Raw genomic sequence first — 20,761 nt, 5'->3', positions numbered from 1 at the left:
CGCCTCCTGTTCTTATCGATGATCTGCGCCTACTGCCTCCGATATGTTGCGGTGGCCGTCTTTACGCAATTTTTCTTTCAAGCCGTTCGTCAGTTCGCGGAGCACCCCTGGACCTTTATAGATAAGCGCGGTATAGATCTCTACGAGCGAGGCTCCGGCGCGGATTTTATCGTATGCGTCATCCGCTGTAAAGATGCCGCCCGATCCTATAATCGGAAGCTTGCCCTCCGTCTGTCGGTATACCGCTCGCACAACCTCGGTTGAGCGCTCACGCAGCGGAGCTCCACTTAATCCGCCCATTTCCTTCGCATTTGCATGCGTAAGTCCGTCCCGCGAAATCGTCGTATTCGATGCAATAATGCCCGATACGCCGCTCTCTTTAATGGTCGAGACAGTAAGCTCTAGCTGCTCGTCCGTCATATCAGGAGCAATCTTCACAAGAACCGGCTTTGCTTTGCTACCTAATTTCGACGCTTGAAGCCCGATTTCCTCCAACACCTCGCCAAGAAGCGTACGCAGCTCGTCGCCATGCTGAAGCGCGCGTAAATCCGGTGTATTAGGAGAACTAATATTCACAACGAAGAAATCGCCATACGGATATAACACTTGTATGCATGAACGGTAATCTTCGTGAGCCCGTTCATTTGGTGTCGCTTTGTTCTTCCCGACATTCACTGCAATCGGAATCCGGTTGATCCGGCGCTGTGAAAGCTTGCGAGCCATCGCCTCGGCACCTTCATTATTAAAGCCCATCCGGTTAATAAGTGCTTCGTCAGAGGGCAGACGGAAGAGTCTCGGCAATTCATTGCCCTGTTGTCCTTTTGGTGTTACCGTCCCTACTTCAGCGAATCCAAACCCAATGCTGGAGAACCCGTCAGCAGCTACACCGTTCTTATCAAGTCCCGCGGCCAAGCCGACTGGATGAGGGAAATGAATGCCAAAGAGATCAACGGCAAGCTCAGGTGCCTCCGTGACGCCGTACATTGCGTGCAGCATGTTGTTCATGCCTGGCACACGGCCGGCAGTATGTAATCCGTCTATGACAAGATGATGGGCTTTCTCTGGATCCATCTGAAAGAATATAGGTTTAAGAATTGAAGAATAAAGCAAGGTTACACACTCCGTTTCAAGTTGTCTGTTCTATCTGACAGTTTATCTTTTTTATAGGAAAAAGAAAAGGGCGACAGCGATACGAAAGGCCTATTCGTTATTGCGGCAGTACGAGAAAACGATTACAATGGGTTTATATTGGTAACCATTTTTCCATGGAAAGGTTGATTGTTGATGAGCACAGCCAAACGGAAAGCACCTGCTATGAAAACGAAGCCAAAAGAAGAGGTAAATGTCAAGGCGCTCGCTTGGATCGGGGCAGTCGTGGTTGTCATTATTGCCGCCGTTGCCGTCCTTCTCATCGTCAATCAATAGACAAGCACACAAAAAAACTCCATGCCTGACAGCATTAAGCTGCAGCAGCATGGAGTTTATTATTTCAAGCTTACATATTAAACGGATCGTCAGCAATCTTGATCGAATCTGTTGGGCAGCCATCGCAAGCATCTTGCAGGTCATCGTACAGATCTTCAGGAATTTCTGTATTACCGTGGTTGCCGTCGTTCGCGTAAATAACTTCAGCGATACCTTCATCGTCGTAATCATAAATATCTGGTGCTGTAGCGCCACAAGCTCCGCAAGCGATACAGGTGTCTTTCTCTACCCATGTAAATTTAGCCATTGGTATTCCCTCCCACAAAAAATATACATTAAAAATGTGTGCAGCAAACGTTAATGCTTGTATGCCGCTCGCTATAAATAGTGTAAACCTTCACTCATCAATATATAACAAACACTCCACCTTGGCAACAAGCTATCCTTAGGCATTTCTTACATTTCATCCTTTTGAAGCGAAGTTCCACGCAAACGTTTATTGCGAATTAGAGCTGATGGATCATCGCCTAGCATCCCTGCAGTAAGCACTGCATTCTCGCCAAATTTGTCACGCAGGACATCCATCGTTTTGGTCAAGGCTTCCTTACGCGGCTGCTGCTCGTAGTCAAACAAATCAAGCTGGACAACCGTCTCTTCTTCTGCCGTTAAGTTCTGCAGCGTAACTCCGAGCAGACGGGCAGGCTCATTAACTGGCCAATGCACATCAAACAACCGGCAGGCTTCATGATAAATGATATCTGTTGAATGGGTTGGGGAACGAAGCGTGCTGGAACGCGTTATAGTCGTCATATCCGGCTTCCGGATGGTGATCTGGACAGTAGATGCCATCAGCTTCTTCCGGCGCAGCCTGCGGGCTGTCTGATCCGCTAGATTAAGCATGATTCGGTGAGCATCTTCCCGGACCGTTACATCGTAGGGAAGAGTGGTTGTATGCCCGATTGACTTGCTTTGCTCCCGATCTGCACGAACTTCAGAATGGTCAATGCCATGCGCCGCTGATTTCATCCAGGAACCATAGGTGCCAAATTGACGGATTAACAGCTCTTCGTCTGCCGCAGCAAGCTGACCAATCGTTCGTATCCGCAGCCGTTCCAGCTTATCGGCTGTCTTCTTCCCAATCCCATGAAGCACATCACAAGGTTTATCCCATAATACCTGCGGCACATCCCGAAGACGGAGCACGGTTAGTCCGTTAGGCTTCTTCATATCAGAAGCCATCTTGGCAAGCAGCTTATTAGGAGCCACACCAATCGAGCATGGAAGTGTCCATTCATCGGCAATTCTCTTCTGCAGCGTTTCAGCAATATCGAGCGGCGAGCCAAATATTTTGGACCCTGTAATATCCAAGTAACATTCGTCAATCGAGATCGGTTCCATTAATGGTGTGTATTCCTTTGCGATACTCATAAAGCCGCGTGAATATTTGCGGTACAGATCGAAATCGGGCTGAATAATAATGAGTCCCGGACAGATCTTCATCGCCTGCCTAACTGTCATACCGGTCTTAACACCTTTACTTCTAGCAGCATACGAACAGGTGACAATAATTCCTTTGCGGAGCTCAACGCTGCCAGCTACGGCCGTTGGCTTGCCTTTATACTTCTCAGGCTCCTCCGCTTCATGTACGGAGCAGTAGAATGCATTCATATCCAAATGAAGAATGACGCGCCCTTTGGCCGGATAATTTTTGTGTACGTCCGCCATAGCCTGTAATCACCTTCCTACTCTTCCCAGCATACCGCTCTGCAGGAAGGTGCGTCAAATCCGATTCAGACGTAAAAAAATTGCATGCTCCCCTCTACATTCTAATCAACAAGTGTTATAATAGTTAATTATATTTGTGAAGGCGATCAGTTAAGAAGGAGGCGTCCCGGCTATGACTACACCCATAACAATATTTGACACTACGCTGCGCGACGGTACGCAAGGCGAAGGGATTAGCCTGTCAGCGGATGATAAGTTGAAGATTGCTCAAAAACTTGACGCTCTCGGCGTTCATTATATTGAAGGCGGGAATCCAGGCAGCAACAGCAAGGATATTGAGTTTTTCCAACGCATTAAAACCATGAACATTCAAGCGAAAATTACGGCATTCGGAAGCACACGCCGCAAATTCAGCCTGGCTGAACAAGACTCTTCCCTTGTACGTATCGCTGAATCCGGAGTTCCGGCAGCTACACTTGTCGGCAAATCTTGGGATTTCCATGTGCATACCGCTCTTCAAACAACGCTTGAAGAAAACTTGGCCATGGTATTCGATTCCATCGCTTATTTGAAACATAAAGGTATGGAAGCGTTATTTGATGCCGAGCATTTCTTCGATGGCTACAAGAACAATCCCGAATATGCGGTAGCTGTATTGCGTAAAGCACAAGAAGCTGGTGCAGACTGGCTCGTTCTTTGTGACACAAACGGCGGTACCTTGCCAGGTGAGATTCACGACATTGTCAGCAGAATCCGCCGAGAATTGACGGCACCTATTGGCATACATACCCACAACGACTGCGAGCTGGCTGTAGCCAACTCTTTAGCAGCTATTCAAGCGGGCGCCCGTCAAGTGCAAGGCACAATTAACGGTTATGGCGAACGCTGCGGTAACGCAAATCTTTGCTCCATCATTCCAAATCTTCAAATAAAGATGGGTTATGATGTACTACCGGAAGACAAGCTTCGCACATTAACGGGAACAGCACGCTACATCAGTGAAATCGCTAATGTGAACATGCCGGTTGGCCAAGCCTATGTCGGCAACGCAGCTTTCGCTCACAAAGGCGGTATTCACGTATCTGCGATCATGAAGGATTCCAAGACATACGAGCATATTCAGCCAGAGCTTGTTGGCAATAAGCAGCGTATTCTTGTTTCCGAGCTTGCTGGCCAATCGAATATTATTTCTAAGGCACAATCGCTTGGTCTTGATATTAACTCGAACAATGATCAAACCAAAGCCATTATGGACCATATCAAGGAACTCGAGCATCAAGGCTACCAATTTGAAGCAGCAGATGCCTCCCTCGAACTTCTTCTCCGCCGAGCATTCGGCGAAACAGTTGAAGTGTTTAAAGTCGAATCATTCAAAGTGCTGATGGAAAACGCCAAAGGTCAAATGAACTCGGAAGCAATTGTGAAGCTGAACGTTGACGGACAGCAAGTCTATACCGCTGCAGAAGGCAACGGACCGGTCAATGCGCTGGATAACGCACTGCGTAAAGCACTTGTCCAGTTCTATCCAAAGATCGAAGAGATTCATTTATCCGACTATAAGGTTCGCGTATTTGATGAAAAAGATGCTACGGCAGCTAAGGTACGTGTACTTGTAGAATCCTCCAATGTCGAGAACACTTGGAGCACGGTAGGTGTCTCCAGTAACGTCATTGAAGCAAGCTGGGAAGCTTTAGTGGACAGTATCCGTTATGCTCTGCTTAACATGGAGAAATCCAACACGGCCCCGACCGATAACATTGAACGACTGGGTGTCGTAAATCATTAATTTAAGAATCCAATAACAACAAAAACGGTCGTGCAGGTTTTTAACCCGCACGACCGTTTTTGTTGTTGGATAATCAGCTGTATTGCTCGATAAGCCGTTCCCATTCTTTTATCGTGATAACTCCATTAATCCGTTCCCGAATGACACCGGAAGAATCAATGAGGAATGTCGTTGGGAAGGTATCCACTTTGTATATATTTGTGACATCGCCTTTCCGGTCCATTAGGATCGGGAATGTAAATTCATGATCGTCCACAAACTGCCTCGCTGCCCGTTCCTTGTCGAACTTTGTAGCATTCACACCATAAAAGGCGATCTTATCCCCGTATTTCTCATATAAGGTTTGCAAATCCGGTGCTTCAAGCTCACATGGTCCACACCAGGATGCCCAGAAATTAACGAAGGTCAGCTTGTCCTGCTTGCCTCCAATCGCATAATTTTTTTCATCTAGTCCAGGCAATTCGAAAGTTACCGCCTCAGATCCTGCCTTTGGCTTAAAGCCTGCAGCAGCCGCAGTAACGCTTGATTCATCTTTTGCGACGTATTGATACACCGCTAAACCTGCTAATACAAAAGCTGCGATAAACAGCATCGTAGCGCGCTTCATGGTGTCCCTTCTTTCATCATTCTTTTCTATATTATACCTATCGTAACACGGCGAGGAATGGAAGCTCAAGCGAGAGGGCACATTAGCCAAGAAATCGACAAAATGTCCAACATCAAGATCGGAGGATGCTTTTTTATGGCCGAACACAAATGGCTGCAATATATCGCCTTTGCTTCTGTTCCACTCGTCCTTGTGCTTGGCAATTCAATGCTCGTCCCAATCTTGCCTGACTTAGCCAAGAAGATGGAGATTTCGGAGCTTCAATCCAGCCTTATTATCACTCTATTTTCGGTCAGCGCAGCTATTTTCATACCAGCTATCGGTTATTTATCCGATCGTTTCCGTAGAAAAATCATCATTATACCCGCCCTCGCTGTATACGGCGCCGCTGGTATTCTGGCAGGCTTTGCTGCGGTTTGGGGATCTTATTGGCTCCTCGTCATCTCCAGAATCATACAAGGGATGGCAGCAGCCGGAACAGCTCCGATTGCCATGGCGCTTGTTGGCGATATGTATAAGGATGGAGAGGAAAGTGAAGCTCTGGGCATTGTTGAGGCCTCAAATGGTGCAGGTAAAGTCGTTAGTCCAATCCTCGGTTCGCTTCTAGCTATGATTATTTGGTATGCGCCATTTTTCGCTTTTCCGATCTTCTGCGCCGCTTCACTTGCTGCTGTATGGTTCTTCATCAAGGAGCCCAAATCTGAATCCGAACCCTTAAAGCTCAAACAATATTTATCTGATATGAAAAAAATATTCCGGGAAAAAGGCCGCTGGCTCATCACCGCCTATTGTACAGGAGCACTGGGTTTATTCCTGCTGTTTGGAGTATTGGTCTATTTATCAGATATTCTCGAGAAGCCCCCCTACTCCATTGAAGGTGTATGGAAAGGCTGTATTCTTGCCATACCACTGCTTGGCCTTGTGATTACGGCTTATCTGACCGGACATAGTATCAAAAAAGACGGCAAAAAAATGCGCCGTTTTATCCTGATCGGATTATCGCTCATGAGTGCCGCGTTAATTGGCTGTCTATTCAGTTACTGGGTCATCTACCTCTTTATCGGGTTTATTACAATAAGCAGCATTGGTACAGGGCTGCTTCTCCCTTGCCTTAACACCTGGATTACAGGCTGTGTGGACCGGTCCCATCGAGGAATCGTTACTTCGTTTTACAGCAGCCTCCGATTTTTTGGCGTTGCTGCCGGGCCTCCACTGTTCAGTTGGCTGGCCGATCGATCTGTAACTGCACTATTTATCCTGTTAGCTGTTCTGGCTATTGCAGCACTCCTATTCGCCATTCGATTGCTCCACCCCGAGAAAACAGCTAATCCAGCTAGCTAACTCCTTCTTGCCCCCTGTATAATGAGCTATACAATTGCAGGAAGGAGCGTTTATGAGATGGAAAAGATCGCGATAACCAAGGAAGCTTATGATCACTTATTGAGCGTTTGCCAGCAAGCTTTGCCTCATGAAGCCTGCGGCGTACTTGCAGGTATGTCTGCTTCCCAGAGTGAACCTTCAATCGTTACGTCTATTTTGCCAATCACGAACATCCACCCTGAGCCTACACGCTCCTTCAGCTTTCATCCTGGTGAATGGATATCCATCTATTACGACATGCAAAAAAACCGACAAACACTCGTCGGTTTTTTCCACTCGCATCCAACCTCCTCAGCTGTACCTTCCAAGCAAGACTTGCTTGGCTTTCCAGCTTCCGATCGTCAGATCTCCTATTGGATTATCTCTATAGGTAATATTGTCCAGCCTTATCGGCTTTATGAACAAGGCTTCACTCCGCTTGCTCTAATGCTTACTTAAGTAAGCATACAAGTCACCAAGAGTTGTTATATTCCGATCTAGTATTTGAACGAGAAATTTCTGCCACAGCATAGCCGTCATCATGGAATCATGCAGCGCATGGTGACGTTCTGTTATCGGAATGCCATAGTCCTCAAGCAGGTCATCCAGTGCATAAGAAGAGCGCTTTGGCTCCAGCCATTTCGCAACAAGCATCGTATCCAACACACGATGATTTAAGCTTATTTTGGAAGTACGCCATAAAGCAGCGTTTAGAAACTGTTTGTCATGTCCTGCAGCATGCGCAAGCAGCAGTCTCCTCCCGAGAAACTCCATGAAATCATGTAAAACCTGCATCAACTCCGGCGCATCCTGCACCATCTCGTTCGTTATGCCTGTTAATTCAATAATTTGTTTAGGAACTCGGCGCTTTGGATTAACGAGACTATAAAACTGCTCAGACTCCCGCAGCTCTGCCCCCTTCATATGAACCGCTCCAAATGATATAATCTCGTCGCCATTCGAGGGATAGAATCCAGTCGTCTCTAAATCAAATACAGCAATGTCCAGCTCCTTAAGCGGCATATCCAGTAAGGACCCTTTGCGTTGCTCCTTGTTCATAGAACGTATAAAGGCCATCTGCTGCGCATTTTGCGAGCCCATCATGGAAGCTATTGCAGGCGTGAAACCACCCATTTTATATAAGTTCCACATCCGCCCGACGCCTTTTGGTTCTTTCATTATCCTTCACCACCGCCTTACATGAGCCTTCCCGTTATACGTTTAAACACCTTGCGCTGCAGCCTTTTGCCATGCCTAAGCGCACTCTTCAGCTCTTCGGTCATTTCTCTAGATAAATTCCGGCTGGACAACTTACCATTGTTCGCATACAATCCATCCTCGTTCTGCTCGGTTGTCATGAGCCGAAGGCGAAGAAAGAGACGAAATGCCTGTTCAGAGCCGGCTGCTTCATCCGATTCCAATTCATTATGCATGGCAAGTCTGCGGATACGCGAAAGTGTTGAGGTATCACGAATACCCGCTTGAATTGCCAGCAATCGAATAGCATTCACAAGCGGAATATACGCACCGTATTTAATATCAAGACTCCCAGCATCCGATCCGTATTGTTCCTTAAGCAAATGACCAAACAATCCTAGCAGCACTTTATGACGCATCGTATTATCAAGCATACGTCTTATAATGTTAGGATAATCAATCATATTATTGAAGTAATGATCTTTGAGTTCAAAAGCAAGACGATGATCACCGTATACCGATCTTCCATCTGCCATGATTAACAAGTATCGAACGGCTTCCCAAGCCGGTTCTGCGAACCAGCCATTCAGCTTGACCTTCCATTCGGATAACGACATGCACCACTCCGGGTTATTACTAAGCACATTACCTTCGCATAGCGGATAACCGGATTGCTGCAGGTTCGAGACGATGATTAAGGTTAATTGCTGAAAATAAGCCTTGGCCTCCTCCGAATCGTTGACGGAGTCCTCAAAAACAATGCCGCTGTCTTGATCACTCGACAGCGTCTGTTCCTGACGTCCTCCGCTGCCGAACAATAGATACGCGTAAGGCACGGGGGGAGAACCCATCCCCAACCGTGCCATTTCCGCTTCCGCTAGTATGATAGAGCGGCATATAACCGAATCATGCAGCTCATTTAATTGTTCGTTGAATTGTTCGACCGGACTCATCTGGAGAATACCTTTCATATGCTCGTGTACTTGATCCCGCAAACTGCGCAGTACATTCACATTATCGGCTTTGCCGATTTGCTTCAGAAGCTGCACACATACCGGATCGCCCATCCGCCGCCTCTCCCCTCAGGTCAGTCCAACAATACTAGCATTAACCTTGGATGCCTTGACCTTTTTTAAGTTGCTCAGGATAACCATAAGCGCCATGCTCACTCAGGTCAAGACCAATAATCTCTTGCTCTTCTGTAACACGGAAGCCGATTACAGCTTTGATAATTACAAGGACAAGGAACGATGCAGCAAGTACGAATGCACCGCACACTGCAACCGACAGTGCTTGAACACCTAATTGGTGCCAGCTGCCTGTATCAATCAAACCACCTTGACCAACGCCTACTTTAGTAGCAAGCTCATCTGTTGCAAAGATACCGTTAGCCAGCGTACCCCAGATACCGGCAGCGCCGTGTACGGACATTGCGTAGATTGGATCGTCGACTTTGATTTTTTCGAAGAATTTTGCACTGTAGAATACAAGCACGCCTGCTACCAGACCGATAACAACTGCTGCCCAAGGCTCTACGAATGCACAAGATGCTGTAATAGCTACCAGACCAGCAAGTGTACCATTCAACATTGTAGTAATGTCCGCTTTGCCATTAACTGCCCAGGAGATCAGAAGAGCTGCCACTGCACCAGCGCCTGCACCCAGCATCGTTGTGAAACCAACATAACCAAAGAAGCCATCGCCAATTCCCAAAGTACTACCAGCATTGAAGCCGAACCAACCTACCCAGAGGAGCAATACAGACAGAGCTGTAAACACTTGGTTATGACCGGAAATTTCGTTTGCAGAGCCATCTTTATTGAACTTGCCAATACGCGGTTTCAAGAGTACTGTTGCCGCGAATGCTGCAAGTGCACCAGACAAGTGAACAACTGTGGAACCAGCGAAATCTTGTGCGCCGTCTTTTGCAAGCCAGCCGCCGCCCCAGATCCAGTGAGCCACGATAGGATAGATAACACCAATGAAGATAATTGTGAAGATAAAGTAAGAAGACAATTTAGCACGTTCCGCAAATCCACCCCATGCGATCGAGAGTGATACGGTAGCAAATGCAAGTTGGAACAAGAAGAATAATGTAGTAGGAAGTCCATCATCCACACTTACAATAGAAGGATCGAAGAGGAAATCACCGAATCCAATGAATTCACTAATGGAACTATCTGCACCAAATGCAAAGCCATAACCAACTGCCCAGAAGATCAATGCAGCAAGACCAGCTGTGAAGATTGTCTTACCAGCTACGTGACCTGCATTCTTCATTCGAGTGGAGCCTGTTTCTAATAGAATGAAGCCGCCTTGCATGAGCAATACGAGCACGAATGCTACCATTACCCATAGAGAGTTGATTCCCATGTTAAGTGTTCCAGCTGTTGGATCATCGGCAAATGCCATTGCCGGGAATACTAAACATAATGCTCCTAAAGTTAACACCATTTTCTTAATCAATACGACCACTCCCTTAATGTGATGTTTACTAACATGTTAGGAAAGACTTAATGTCATTATAGTCAGAAGCACCTAGTTTGACAATATATAATCTTCTATTTTTGAAAAAAAATCTAACGTTCGTGTCTTAAAACGATCCGAATGTTAAGTTTTTTCACAAATGACCTAGGGAATTGGTTCTACGGCATATATATTCTTCGCATTTTGAGTCTATTACTTTGGAATCAGTTTCTATTATTAACAATTAATTAAGAGAAATTTGTACATTCATGTAACACGTTTGACTGTATGGTTAGTTTCCGATTATGATTAAGGGATAGTATATAGAAAGAAGGTGGAGGATTTGGGGATATGAAGCTTTATCGAATAGGCGAGCTTGCCAAACTAGCGAATGTCAGCTCACGAACGATTGATTATTATACTTCCATGGGACTAATAGAACCATCGGAGCGTTCCGCCAAAAACTATCGCTTATATCAAGATGAAACTTTAGTCCGGCTTAAACGTATCGAACAAATGAAGCAAGAAAAATATACGTTAGATGAAATTAGGGAAGCTTTGGATGGCTGGAGCAAGGTTACGGCCGAGGAGCAGGTGTCTCAGAAGCTGACAGATCTCCAGCATCACCTGTCGCAGCTGGAACGTGAGGTCAAGGAACTCGAGCCTGTCCTCAAACAGCTGAAGCCGAGACAAGCAAATCGCTTGTATACGCGCCTCATGCCCCAAACAGCAGCTTGTATCGAAGCATTAATGCTTCTTATTAATAAGGGACCGTTCATGTGAGCATTTGTCCCATCGATACAAAACTGCCCGCAACCTTAAACATTCTATTGGAGGTATGATCACATGTTTTTTCACCCCATGGACTTCCTCATCCTGATTGCCTTCGCTCTATCCATATGGGCGCAATTCCGGGTGAAAGGAACGTTCAACAGATGGGCCGGCGTTCAAACGAATTATGGATTGACCGGCTACCAAGCTGCAAGACGTATGCTGGACGCCAACGACTTACATGATGTACCAATCGAACCTGTGCGCGGCACGTTGTCGGACCATTATGATCCAATCCACCGCGTTGTAAGATTGTCTGAGCAGGTATATTATGAAAGCTCCATTTCCGCTGTTGCTGTTGCCTGTCACGAAGTTGGGCATGCGATTCAGCACAAAGTACATTATCCGATGCTGGTGCTTCGCCACCGTATCTTCCCAGTCGTGAACATCGCATCCGGTATTGCACCATTCCTGCTAATTGCAGGGTTCCTGTTCCATGCGATGAATCTGGTTGGTCTCGGCATCATCTTCTTCTCCGTAGCCGTTGCTTTCCAAGTTATCACTTTACCGGTAGAGTTCAACGCAAGTAATCGAGCACGTGATGTGATGGTCGCTGAGGGCTTTATTACTAATGAAGAAGAACGAGGCGTCGCCAAAGTGCTTAACGCAGCCGCATTGACTTATGTGGCAGCAGCGCTGATCTCCTTACTGGAGCTCGTTAAATACATCATGATCTTTACATCGAGCGATGATGATTAAATCACATAGTTAGTAAAAAACGGTAATCGCCTACAGGCGATACTGTTGATGACAACAAACAAAAACGGTATCGCCTACTCAGGCGATACCGTTTTTGTTTTCCCCTTTTTATCTTCCAGCTCACTGAAATAGTTGATCAGGAAGCTATGAAATACTTTAGATACAAGCGACATCTTTTCATTCGAGCGATGAATGATGCCGATATTACGCATGACTCTAGGTGAACGCACACGAACTTTTGCCGACTGCAGTACCCCTGCATGATACAGCGCCATCTCTGGCAGCAGACTTACTCCCATACCAGCTGCGACAAGTCCTCGGATCGTCTCCGTCTCTTCACCTTCAAAACCGATCTTTGGTGTAAATCCTGCCTCTTGGCATGCCTCCCATACGATTGGCCGCAGCGAATATCCTTCGCTGAACATAACAAACGTATCATCCTTTAACTGGTTAAGGTCAATTTCTTCTTCTTCAGCTAAAGGATGACTTGGAGGAAGTATCGCATACAGCTCCTCAGTCAACAAAACTTGACCACAAACATGCTCATGTTCATCAGGAAACGGTGAGATAAAGGCCAGATCAATTTCGCCTTTAACCATATCGCGAATCAGAGACGGATACATACCCTGCCGAAAACGGAATTTGACATTGGGATGAAGCTTGCGGAATGCAGCGACAACTTGAGGGACAACAGATACGCCTAGGCTGTGAGGAAAACCAAGTCGAATCTCCCCCTTCTCAGGATCCATAAACTCGTGTATCTCTACAACAGCCTTTTCCAGATCCTCTAGAATGACTTCCGCGCGCTTAAGAAACAACTGGCCAACAGGCGTCAGCTGAAGATTGCGTCCTTTCTGAAGAAACAATTTGACGCCCAGCTCTTCCTCGAGCTGGTGGATTTGCCGACTAACCGCGGATTGCGCGACATGCAGCTCTTCTGCCGCTTGCGTCACATGTTCTTTTTTTGCAACCTTTACAAAATAATAAAGCTGACGTAGTTCCATAATGTCTCCTTATCTCTCCCGACCATGCTGATTCTAATATCGGCGCCGCTTCTTAGTCATAGCGCGATCTAATAACCCGTATAACAAAAACCCTGCAAGCCCGCCGCCTACATGTCCCCACAAATCGATCGATGGGATTACGATGGAGTAGACGACACCAAATCCTAATATCATATATACCGTTTTTCTTGACGCCTCATCCAGCCATGCTTTACGGAACAATGAGATAAACAGGAAAGCACCGTAAACGCCGTATATGGCGCCCGAAGCACCTACTGCCACATGCCCTGACCATTTATCATCTGTAAGGCTGGAAACAGCGGCACTGAGGGCATTGCCTAGAATTCCGCATAAGAGATAAAACACCGCATATTTGAGTGGTTTCAATAATCTCTCCAGCGGAGGTGCAAACACAAGCACCGAGAACATATTAAACAGCAAATGCTGAAAACCTGCATGCATAAAGATGGAAGTGACATATCGCCACGGCTCATCGGTCCCTAATGGATCTCCTGGCGCGTAGCTGGTGAAAGCACCATAATCAATTAAATGTACTGTACTATTGGTATCCCCCGTAAAGGCGATCACAATGAAATAAATAAGATTGAGCGCGATAATAACGGAAGTAACCGGGTAGGCACGCAAATATCCGCGAAAGCTTTCATATCTTAAAAAAATCATTACGAATCTCCCCTTCCAACCATTGGACAATGCCGATTCATAAAGCTTATAATTAAACCTGTTACAAACCTTAACTATTGAAGGAGGACATTATCATTATGTCACAAGAACGCACTGGCGTTGCCGCATTTAAAGGCAATCCTATTACATTAATCGGTCCGGAAGTCAAAGTTGGAGACCAAGCTCCTGATTTCACAATCAACAAATCGCTGGTTGACTCCGTTTCCCTGAAAGATTTCGCAGGTAAAGTAAAACTGATCAGCGTTGTCCCATCCATCGATACAGGTGTTTGCGATGCGCAAACTCGCCGTTTCAACGAAGAAGCTTCTTCACTGGGTGACAATGTTATCGTGTTGACAGTAAGTGTTGATACACCATTCGCTCAATCCCGCTGGTGTGGTGCAGCAGGCGTAGATAAAGTGGTTATGCTGTCTGACTTCAAATCGCATGACTTCGGCCTGGCATATGGCGTTTACATAAAAGAATTCGGCCTTGATATGCGTGCTATCTTCGTCATCGACGCGAATGATAAAGTACAATACGTTGAATATCTGTCCGAAATGACAGAACATCCAAATTACGAGCAAGCGATTAACGCAGTTAAAGCGCTTGTCTAAACTTCTATACGCATGAGAAAACCTCTATCGGGGCCGTTCGAAGATGTACGACCGCGCTTAGAGGTTGGTTTTATCGCCAAATAGAATTATCAAGCGAGTGAAGGGCTAACCTTCCTCGCTTTTTTCGTGTTTTATGTGATTACTGAGTTATGCTTTGAAAGCTGCAAGCTTCTTGTCCAATATCCGATAAATATCAAGAATAACGCGGTAGTTGGAACCAAGATCACCAAGCGATCCTTTGGAAGCGGAATAAATATCAACTGCCGAAGTGACAGGATTAACCCCAATGACGGTTACCGTAATATCCATTGTACGTCCAGTCATTGTTCGCTTCTCAAGAACAATCTCTCCGACCGACTTCACTTCGTGGAGCAGCTTATAGCCTTGCATCTTCTTAAGGGTGGATGTAACTTCTTCCCACGCCTTCTCCTTCGAGAGCTTGTAGATATGAGATTTGAGCAGTGGGTCCTTAGCTTTATCGCCCGTCGCTTCGAAACTGCGCAACAGCCCGATTAGGGTCCGCTTCAACAACGATGATCTCCCCCTCTAGCATCTATGTACGTCAACAAATATTGTAGCATGTTTATACCCTTAGAAAAAGACCATAGAACATATTCTAACATACAAAAGCAGCTCCCCGATCATCACAGCTGGATGACCAAGAAACTGCCGGTCTCTATAATGGCAAGAAAAAAACCCGCGAATGCCGTCCGACTCACATGTTTCTGAACCCGCTCTCGCAGGTGGGTGTCCGCAGAAACGTTTTTGAAATCCCTTTTTCGAGGGCTTGTCAGCCGCGTTCCAATGTTGGTCTCCCTAGAAACAGCCATTGGTTCAAAACAACGTAAAGCCGAAACGAACATCGCAGGATGTATTGCTATTATAGACGTAAATCCGGCAAAAGTAAACTTTCGCTTGCTGCTATTTAATGGTTCCGGTCTCTCTCCGAATCCGTCAGATCAGCAAACTCATTTTCTTGTGCTTCTGCTTCTTTTTGTTTCTCCTTCTCCATCTGATCTTGAAGTTTGCGGTAAATGAGATGGAAATTCCAGAACGACAGGTAAGCGATCACGCTGCCCATAAAGAACGGAATCAGGAAAGTATACTGCGTGCTGAAGTACATCACTGCTGCGGCCATAATCGCCGTAGAGAACGAACGAATCGGACGACCGATCGTAATCAGAATCGCATTTTTCAACAATTGAAACGTTTTCATATGATAGTGCACAAGCATCGAGAAGAAGTTGAATAAGGACACGACAAGCAATAAGCAAATCGCCAGGTATAAGTACGAGAACAAATTGAATTGATCCTGATAAACAACAAAATCAATGATCATAATGCCCAAAATCAGCGAGTAGAAAATGCCACCGATCATACTTTGCAAATAATTCTCTTTGTATCCGCGGAAGAAAGTTTTAAACATCGGTACATCTACTTCACCCATTACCCATTTGCGTGCAATAGTGAACATTGCAGCTGTTGCCGGGAAAAGAGTAAAAGGAGCGATAACTGCCATCATGATTAACGTGGCATACACTTGACTCGTAACTGCGGAATCAGATATATCTGCCGGGGCAGCCAAAAGTCCACTCCATGCAATAAATACAAACGGAATCGAACATACCAGCCATAAGATGTTAATGACCGCTAGTCGCATGATCCATTCGGAAATCCGATACAACCCGCCAACAAGGCCTTTTGGTTCCATTTGATTCGCCCCTACCCTCATAGATTAAGTGCAATGTAATAAAAAAGGGAAAGCCCGGATGCCCGCTAGGCATCACGGACTCCCCCTGATCTAGATAACTTAGTTGTTTACGAAGTCTTCAGACGAATATTTCGGACGACGTGGCTCGCTGCTGCGGCCTTCGCCACTGCTGCGACCTTCGCTGCTGCTGCGACCACGGCTGCCGCCGCCACCGTTGTTATTATTATCACGGTTGTTACGACCTTCGTAGCCACGGGAGCTGCCGCTGCGTTTGTCATCGCGTCCACGATAACCACCGCCACCGCTGCCACCACTACCGCCGTTGCTGCTTCCGCCGCCACGGTTGCCGCCGCCAAACGAACTACCGGAGTAACGGCGTCCATTCGAACGGATGTCCGGCTTGCGTTTTTTCGCGCGAAGCGGTTCTTCCGGCGTAAGTTCAACGCTAACGTCTTTCTTCTCGCCAGTAAGCAATTTGAGAGCTGCTGCCATCAAATGCACGGAATCATATTGTTCCAGCAATTGAATTGCGATGCCTTTGTATTCAGTGAACTCATCGTTCTGAACAATCTCAAGTACACGTTCAGCCGTAAGGCGTTGTTTGCCTTCGATTGCTTCAGCAAGGCTTGGCAATGGCTTCTTGTTGATCTTTTGACGTGTTACTTTCTCGATGAAGTGCAGGTGATCTGCTTCACGAGGTGTAACGAACGAGTATGCCGAACCTTCTTTACCTGCGCGGCCTGTACGACCGATACGGTGAACATAGCTCTCCGGATCTTGCGGCAAGTCGAAATTGATAACATGTGTTACGCCGGAAACGTCAAGGCCACGTGCTGCAACGTCTGTTGCTACAAGGACATCGATGCTGCCATCACGGAATTTACGCATAACGTTGTCACGTTGGTTCTGCGACAAGTCACCATGAAGACCGTCAGCAGAGTAACCGCGTTTTTGCAGACCTTCACTCAGCTCATCAACACGACGTTTCGTACGACCGAAAATAATAGCGAGCTCAGGCGATTCCATATCGAGCAAGCGGCACAAAGCTTCAAACTTTTGACGCTCATGCACTTCGATATAGTTTTGCGCGATAAGTGGAGCTGTAACTTGTTTTGAAATAACCGCTACATGCTCCGGGTTTTTCAGGAACTGTTGTGCCAGCTTCTGGATGTTCACAGGCATTGTAGCCGAGAACAGCAAAGTTTGGCGCTCTTCCGGTACTTGCTTCAGGATCGCTTGGATATCTTCCATGAAGCCCATATCCAGCATTTCATCCGCTTCGTCAAGAACAACGGTCCGTACATCTTCAAGCTTAATGGTTTTGCGGTTAATATGGTCGAGCAAACGGCCCGGTGTACCGATGATAATTTGCGGCTTCTTTTTCAGAGCGCGAATCTGGCGACCGATTTCTTGTCCGCCATAGATCGGCAGTGAACGAAGACCTTTGTATTTAGTCAGCTTCCCGATCTCTTCTGCTACTTGGATAGCAAGCTCACGGGTCGGCGTCATAATTAATGCAACGATGCGTTCTTCGCTAGTCGGAATTTTGTTAATCAACGGAATTCCGAATGCAGCCGTTTTGCCTGTACCAGTCTGTGCTTGACCAATCATATCGCTCCCACTCATAGCAATGGGGATCGACTTGTCTTGGATTGGGGTAGATTCCTCAAATCCAAGCTCCGTAATTGCCTGCAACACTTTAGGTTCCAGGCCAAATTCAGCAAATGTTTTCAAACTTTTCTCATACTCCTTTTATCTGCAGCCTACTAAAAAATATCCAAACCATTATAGCACATATCAACTTACGAATACCAGCAATGGGCAAAAAGCCATACTACCATAGATTAACATCCGCTGAAAAAACAGCGAGAAATCATCAATGGAGCTAACTAAAATGAACAAGTGGACTTTTCATACTGCTGTTGCAGCATCCGTTATGACCATAGGCGCTCTTCTTATTGCTGGAGCGTTTAATCTATTTCTCATTCCCCATCAACTGCTAAGCGGCGGCTTGTCGGGTGTCGCGATGATGATCGGCTATATGACCGGCGGAAACATCGGCTGGCTGTATTTAGTTCTGAATGTTCCCGTCCTTTGTTGGGGATGGTTTATCGTTGGACGCCGGTTTATTATTTGGAGCATGTACACCGTTCTAGCATCCACTTTATTTCTCCAACTCATTCCCGTAACGGCAATCGCCAAGGATGCTGTTCTTGGTTCCGTATTCGGCGGAATCATTCTGGGCATCGGCACCGGCATGATGCTTCGTTACGGCGGCTCCTCAGGTGGCTTTGATATTATAGCATCAATTATCACTCGAAAGCGCGATTTACCAGTAGGTTCTATTATTTTTACTTTAAATGGGGTTGTAATCGCTGCTCTTGTCCTCTTTACGAAGGATTGGAATTTGGCGCTTTATTCACTGTTATCTATATATACAGCCGGTAAAGTCGTCGATATCATTCATGTCCGCCACATTAAAGTAACTGCTTTTATCATTACAACCAAAACGGACGAAATGCTGGCGAAGCTGCTTAGTCACCCTCGAGGTATTACGATTATTAAAACAAGAGGCGCTTATACATCCGCTGAAAAGGACATGCTGATGACGGTCCGGACGCGTTATGAACTTGCCGAGTTGCGTAAAACGATCGCTTCCATTGATGCCCGGGCTTTCGTCAATATCGTGGAAACAGTAGGTGTCATAGGCGACTTCCATCGCTCAAAAGATTAGCCCAAGTATAATAGACAAACATGGAATCATATACATATCCCTATGTTTTTACATTTCATCCTGTTATAATGTGGTTATCCCGTTACTTTTGTTTTCTTGCCATATGATTTGCCCTGAACCTATGATGAAAGGGTGATGCTCAGGTGGATATGGAAACAGTCACATTGTCACAGATTGTGGAAAAGCTGGTGCCGGAGCTAAGTTCTTTCCTCACAAAGCGCGAACTTGCCATTAATATCGTGCTGCGGGATGGATTAGCAGTTCTGGAACCCGAAGATGCAAGGGAAATTGTACATCACAGCATTTGCGAGCATCAAATAGAAGCTTTACTGCAATGACAAATCGGGAATAAAAAGAATCGTATGAGCCTGCCTGGACGAAAGTCCGGCAGGCTTTTTGTTTGTTCAATTTGCTTTGTTCAAACATGAAATAATTGCATGCTTAGATTAGCCCCTGTTGAAAAAAAATAATGCCACGAAACCTTCTTCTGAATTATAATTTGGAAAGAATCGCTAGCGGGGAGAGGGCATAATATGGACGTAATTTTTTCTACACTGATGCTTTTGTATCAACTTGTTACTGGGACTGGTGAAGAAAATGTCGCCTCCAAGCAGCTTGCCGCATCACTGTTTAACGCTGCTGCAGGTCAAACGATCATTGATGCCGTGCCTGCCATGAACAGCAATGCAACACCAGAGGCGGTGGGAGACGGCGTAAAGGCCGATCCACAGCCTGATGCTCCCGGCGTTAAAGGCGTCTACGTCACCGCGCACAGCGCCGGTGGAGCGCGTCTGAACACGCTCTTGAATCTGATGGACGATACCGCTCTTAACAGTATGGTTATTGACATTAAAGATGATAACGGATACATAACCTATCCGACAAAGACACCTGAGCTTCTGAAGCTCGGCACCACACAGAACTATATTTCCGATATTCATGCCTTGATGACAAAGCTTGAAGCGCATAAGGTCTATCCAATTGCACGGATCGTCGTCTTCAAGGATACTGTGCTTGCCAAGAAGCATCCGGAGTTCTCCTATCTCCACCAGGATGGTTCTCTTTGGGCCAATGGCAATGGAGACAGCTTCGTGAATCCTTATATGCCGGAAGTATGGAAATACAATGTGGATATTGCCAAAGAAGCTGTAAGCCTGGGCTTTAAGGAAATTCAATTTGATTATGTGCGATTCCCGGAAGGTTTCGAGAAGAAAGCAGATTCCCTTACCTTCACGAAAACGGATCAAAGCCGCGTTGATGCAGTCGCCGGCTTCGTCAAATACGCAAGAGAGCAGCTTGAGCCGCTTGGTGTCCGCGTCTCCGTCGATATATTCGGTTATGCGGCATCAGTACCCGCTGCTGAAGGAATCGGACAGGACTTCGTCAAGATCTCAAGCGATGTTCATGTCATCTCCCCCATGATCTATCCAAGCCATTACAGCACAGGCTGGTTTGATCAGCTGGATCCGGATAAGAGCCCATATGCAACCATTGCCGGAGCGATGAAGGACACCCATAAGAAGCTTGAGCCCATTGGCGATAAGAAACCAATTATCCGCCCATGGATTCAAGACTTCACCGCCAGCTGGCTGGGCAAAGGTCATTTCATTAAGTATGGTAAGACCGAAGTAGAAGCTCAAATAAAAGCGCTGCATGATGCAGGCGTTGATGAGTATCTATTATGGAATGCAGGCAACCACTATTCATCAGGCGTGGAATATTAAGGGCTACACAGACGAATGTTCTTTCGATAGCTGTGGTCTATGGATATCTTTGAACAATTAATTTAGAGGTTGAAATCCAAAGACCAAGGCTAACGCTGCGCTTCTTCAGAATCATTCGTCTGTTCCGCTAGAACAGTAAAAACGGCTTCTTCGCATAACCGAAGAAGCCGTTTTATTATTTTATGAGCAAAATCC

Annotated in this window: 22 protein-coding genes and 1 other RNA gene; 10 read left to right on the top strand and 13 right to left on the bottom strand. The window is 46.2% G+C overall.

The features are described 5' to 3' along the window. Positions 1-12: 12 nt before the first annotated feature. Positions 13-1,110, bottom strand: a complete 1,098-nt coding sequence (locus tag AC0YNT_RS04415; RefSeq protein WP_475803525.1) for a quinone-dependent dihydroorotate dehydrogenase — start codon at positions 1,108-1,110, stop codon at positions 13-15. A gap of 174 nt (positions 1,111-1,284) precedes the next feature. Here AC0YNT_RS04415 and AC0YNT_RS04410 point away from each other — a divergent pair, with 174 nt between their 5' ends. Continuing rightward, positions 1,285-1,425 (top strand): hypothetical protein, encoded by a 141-nt coding sequence (locus AC0YNT_RS04410; protein WP_167272088.1) that lies wholly within the window; start codon positions 1,285-1,287, stop codon positions 1,423-1,425. A 70-nt stretch (positions 1,426-1,495) separates the two neighbouring features. On the opposite strand, the gene AC0YNT_RS04405 is transcribed toward AC0YNT_RS04410, so the two are convergent. After that, positions 1,496-1,732 (bottom strand): ferredoxin, encoded by a 237-nt coding sequence (locus tag AC0YNT_RS04405; protein WP_167272158.1) that lies wholly within the window; start codon positions 1,730-1,732, stop codon positions 1,496-1,498. Between the two features lie 149 nt (positions 1,733-1,881). Next, positions 1,882-3,150, bottom strand: coding sequence for a DNA polymerase IV (locus AC0YNT_RS04400; RefSeq protein ID WP_475803524.1), 1,269 nt, complete (start codon positions 3,148-3,150; stop codon positions 1,882-1,884). Between the two features lie 172 nt (positions 3,151-3,322). On the opposite strand from AC0YNT_RS04400, the gene cimA reads away from it, so the two are divergent. Next, entirely contained in the window at positions 3,323-4,936 is a 1,614-nt protein-coding gene (gene cimA, locus AC0YNT_RS04395; protein WP_475803523.1) for a citramalate synthase, read from the top strand. Positions 4,937-5,009: 73 nt separating this feature from the next. On the opposite strand, the gene AC0YNT_RS04390 is transcribed toward cimA, so the two are convergent. Then, positions 5,010-5,543 carry a TlpA family protein disulfide reductase gene (locus AC0YNT_RS04390; protein ID WP_475803522.1) on the bottom strand — a complete coding sequence of 178 codons (534 nt, stop codon included), beginning with the start codon at positions 5,541-5,543 and terminating at the stop codon, positions 5,010-5,012. 135 nt (positions 5,544-5,678) lie between these two features. Between AC0YNT_RS04390 and AC0YNT_RS04385 the strand changes: the two genes are divergently transcribed. Both AC0YNT_RS04385 and AC0YNT_RS04380 read left to right on the top strand, forming a co-directional pair. Further along, entirely contained in the window at positions 5,679-6,884 is a 1,206-nt protein-coding gene (locus AC0YNT_RS04385; RefSeq protein WP_475803521.1) for an MFS transporter, read from the top strand. Between the two features lie 57 nt (positions 6,885-6,941). Beyond that, a complete protein-coding gene (locus tag AC0YNT_RS04380; RefSeq protein WP_475803520.1) occupies positions 6,942-7,361 on the top strand; it encodes a M67 family metallopeptidase in 420 nt (139 codons plus the stop codon). Here AC0YNT_RS04380 and AC0YNT_RS04375 read toward each other — a convergent pair. The 3 genes from AC0YNT_RS04375 to AC0YNT_RS04365 are packed head-to-tail and all read right to left on the bottom strand — an operon-like array spanning position 7,347 to position 10,565. Next, on the bottom strand, positions 7,347-8,081 hold the full coding sequence (locus tag AC0YNT_RS04375) for an exonuclease domain-containing protein (RefSeq protein ID WP_475803519.1): 735 nt from the start codon (positions 8,079-8,081) through the stop codon (positions 7,347-7,349). The genes AC0YNT_RS04380 and AC0YNT_RS04375 overlap by 15 nt on opposite strands. Positions 8,082-8,098: 17 nt before the next feature. Then, entirely contained in the window at positions 8,099-9,166 is a 1,068-nt protein-coding gene (locus AC0YNT_RS04370; protein WP_475803518.1) for a DUF294 nucleotidyltransferase-like domain-containing protein, read from the bottom strand. 40 nt (positions 9,167-9,206) lie between these two features. Continuing rightward, positions 9,207-10,565: an ammonium transporter gene (locus AC0YNT_RS04365; RefSeq protein ID WP_167272131.1), complete on the bottom strand. Its 1,359-nt coding sequence runs from the start codon at positions 10,563-10,565 to the stop codon at positions 9,207-9,209. Between the two features lie 351 nt (positions 10,566-10,916). Between AC0YNT_RS04365 and AC0YNT_RS04360 the strand changes: the two genes are divergently transcribed. Both AC0YNT_RS04360 and AC0YNT_RS04355 read left to right on the top strand, forming a co-directional pair. After that, a complete protein-coding gene (locus tag AC0YNT_RS04360) occupies positions 10,917-11,348 on the top strand; it encodes a MerR family transcriptional regulator (protein WP_167272127.1) in 432 nt (143 codons plus the stop codon). A gap of 63 nt (positions 11,349-11,411) precedes the next feature. Next, entirely contained in the window at positions 11,412-12,095 is a 684-nt protein-coding gene (locus tag AC0YNT_RS04355) for a zinc metallopeptidase (RefSeq protein WP_167272125.1), read from the top strand. Between the two features lie 74 nt (positions 12,096-12,169). Here AC0YNT_RS04355 and gltC read toward each other — a convergent pair whose 3' ends face one another. Both gltC and AC0YNT_RS04345 read right to left on the bottom strand, forming a co-directional pair. Further along, on the bottom strand, positions 12,170-13,099 hold the full coding sequence (gltC, locus tag AC0YNT_RS04350) for a glutamate biosynthesis transcriptional regulator GltC (protein WP_475803517.1): 930 nt from the start codon (positions 13,097-13,099) through the stop codon (positions 12,170-12,172). Between the two features lie 33 nt (positions 13,100-13,132). Continuing rightward, positions 13,133-13,780: a rhomboid family intramembrane serine protease gene (locus AC0YNT_RS04345; RefSeq protein ID WP_475803516.1), complete on the bottom strand. Its 648-nt coding sequence runs from the start codon at positions 13,778-13,780 to the stop codon at positions 13,133-13,135. Between the two features lie 98 nt (positions 13,781-13,878). On the opposite strand from AC0YNT_RS04345, the gene tpx reads away from it, so the two are divergent. Further along, on the top strand, positions 13,879-14,397 hold the full coding sequence (gene tpx / locus AC0YNT_RS04340; RefSeq protein WP_475803515.1) for a thiol peroxidase: 519 nt from the start codon (positions 13,879-13,881) through the stop codon (positions 14,395-14,397). 147 nt (positions 14,398-14,544) lie between these two features. Here tpx and AC0YNT_RS04335 read toward each other — a convergent pair whose 3' ends face one another. The 4 genes from AC0YNT_RS04335 to cshA all read right to left on the bottom strand — a co-directional run bounded on the left by AC0YNT_RS04335 (position 14,545) and on the right by cshA (position 17,842). Continuing rightward, the gene (locus AC0YNT_RS04335) at positions 14,545-14,928 is read right to left on the bottom strand and encodes a DUF1499 domain-containing protein (protein ID WP_167272115.1); all 384 of its coding nucleotides are present in this window, start codon (positions 14,926-14,928) and stop codon (positions 14,545-14,547) included. Between the two features lie 159 nt (positions 14,929-15,087). After that, positions 15,088-15,271, bottom strand: a non-coding RNA gene (ssrS, locus tag AC0YNT_RS04330) — 6S RNA. A gap of 51 nt (positions 15,272-15,322) precedes the next feature. Continuing rightward, positions 15,323-16,108: a YesL family protein gene (locus AC0YNT_RS04325; RefSeq protein ID WP_167272112.1), complete on the bottom strand. Its 786-nt coding sequence runs from the start codon at positions 16,106-16,108 to the stop codon at positions 15,323-15,325. 99 nt (positions 16,109-16,207) lie between these two features. Beyond that, positions 16,208-17,842 (bottom strand): degradosome RNA helicase CshA, encoded by a 1,635-nt coding sequence (gene cshA, locus AC0YNT_RS04320; RefSeq protein ID WP_475803514.1) that lies wholly within the window; start codon positions 17,840-17,842, stop codon positions 16,208-16,210. A 160-nt stretch (positions 17,843-18,002) separates the two neighbouring features. On the opposite strand from cshA, the gene AC0YNT_RS04315 reads away from it, so the two are divergent. The 3 genes from AC0YNT_RS04315 (at position 18,003) to AC0YNT_RS04305 (ending at position 20,566) form a co-directional block, all read left to right on the top strand. Beyond that, positions 18,003-18,842: a YitT family protein gene (locus AC0YNT_RS04315; protein WP_167272103.1), complete on the top strand. Its 840-nt coding sequence runs from the start codon at positions 18,003-18,005 to the stop codon at positions 18,840-18,842. A 149-nt stretch (positions 18,843-18,991) separates the two neighbouring features. After that, the gene (locus AC0YNT_RS04310) at positions 18,992-19,180 is read left to right on the top strand and encodes a hypothetical protein (protein WP_091189279.1); all 189 of its coding nucleotides are present in this window, start codon (positions 18,992-18,994) and stop codon (positions 19,178-19,180) included. Positions 19,181-19,375: 195 nt separating this feature from the next. After that, complete coding sequence (locus AC0YNT_RS04305) at positions 19,376-20,566, top strand: putative glycoside hydrolase (RefSeq protein ID WP_475803513.1); 1,191 nt, start codon at positions 19,376-19,378, stop codon at positions 20,564-20,566. Positions 20,567-20,761 lie beyond the last annotated feature (195 nt).

This window comes from Paenibacillus sp. J22R56 (assembly GCF_056269375.1).
Note: the sequence above shows the minus strand (reverse complement) of the source record. Positions and strands in the feature narration are given on the sequence as shown.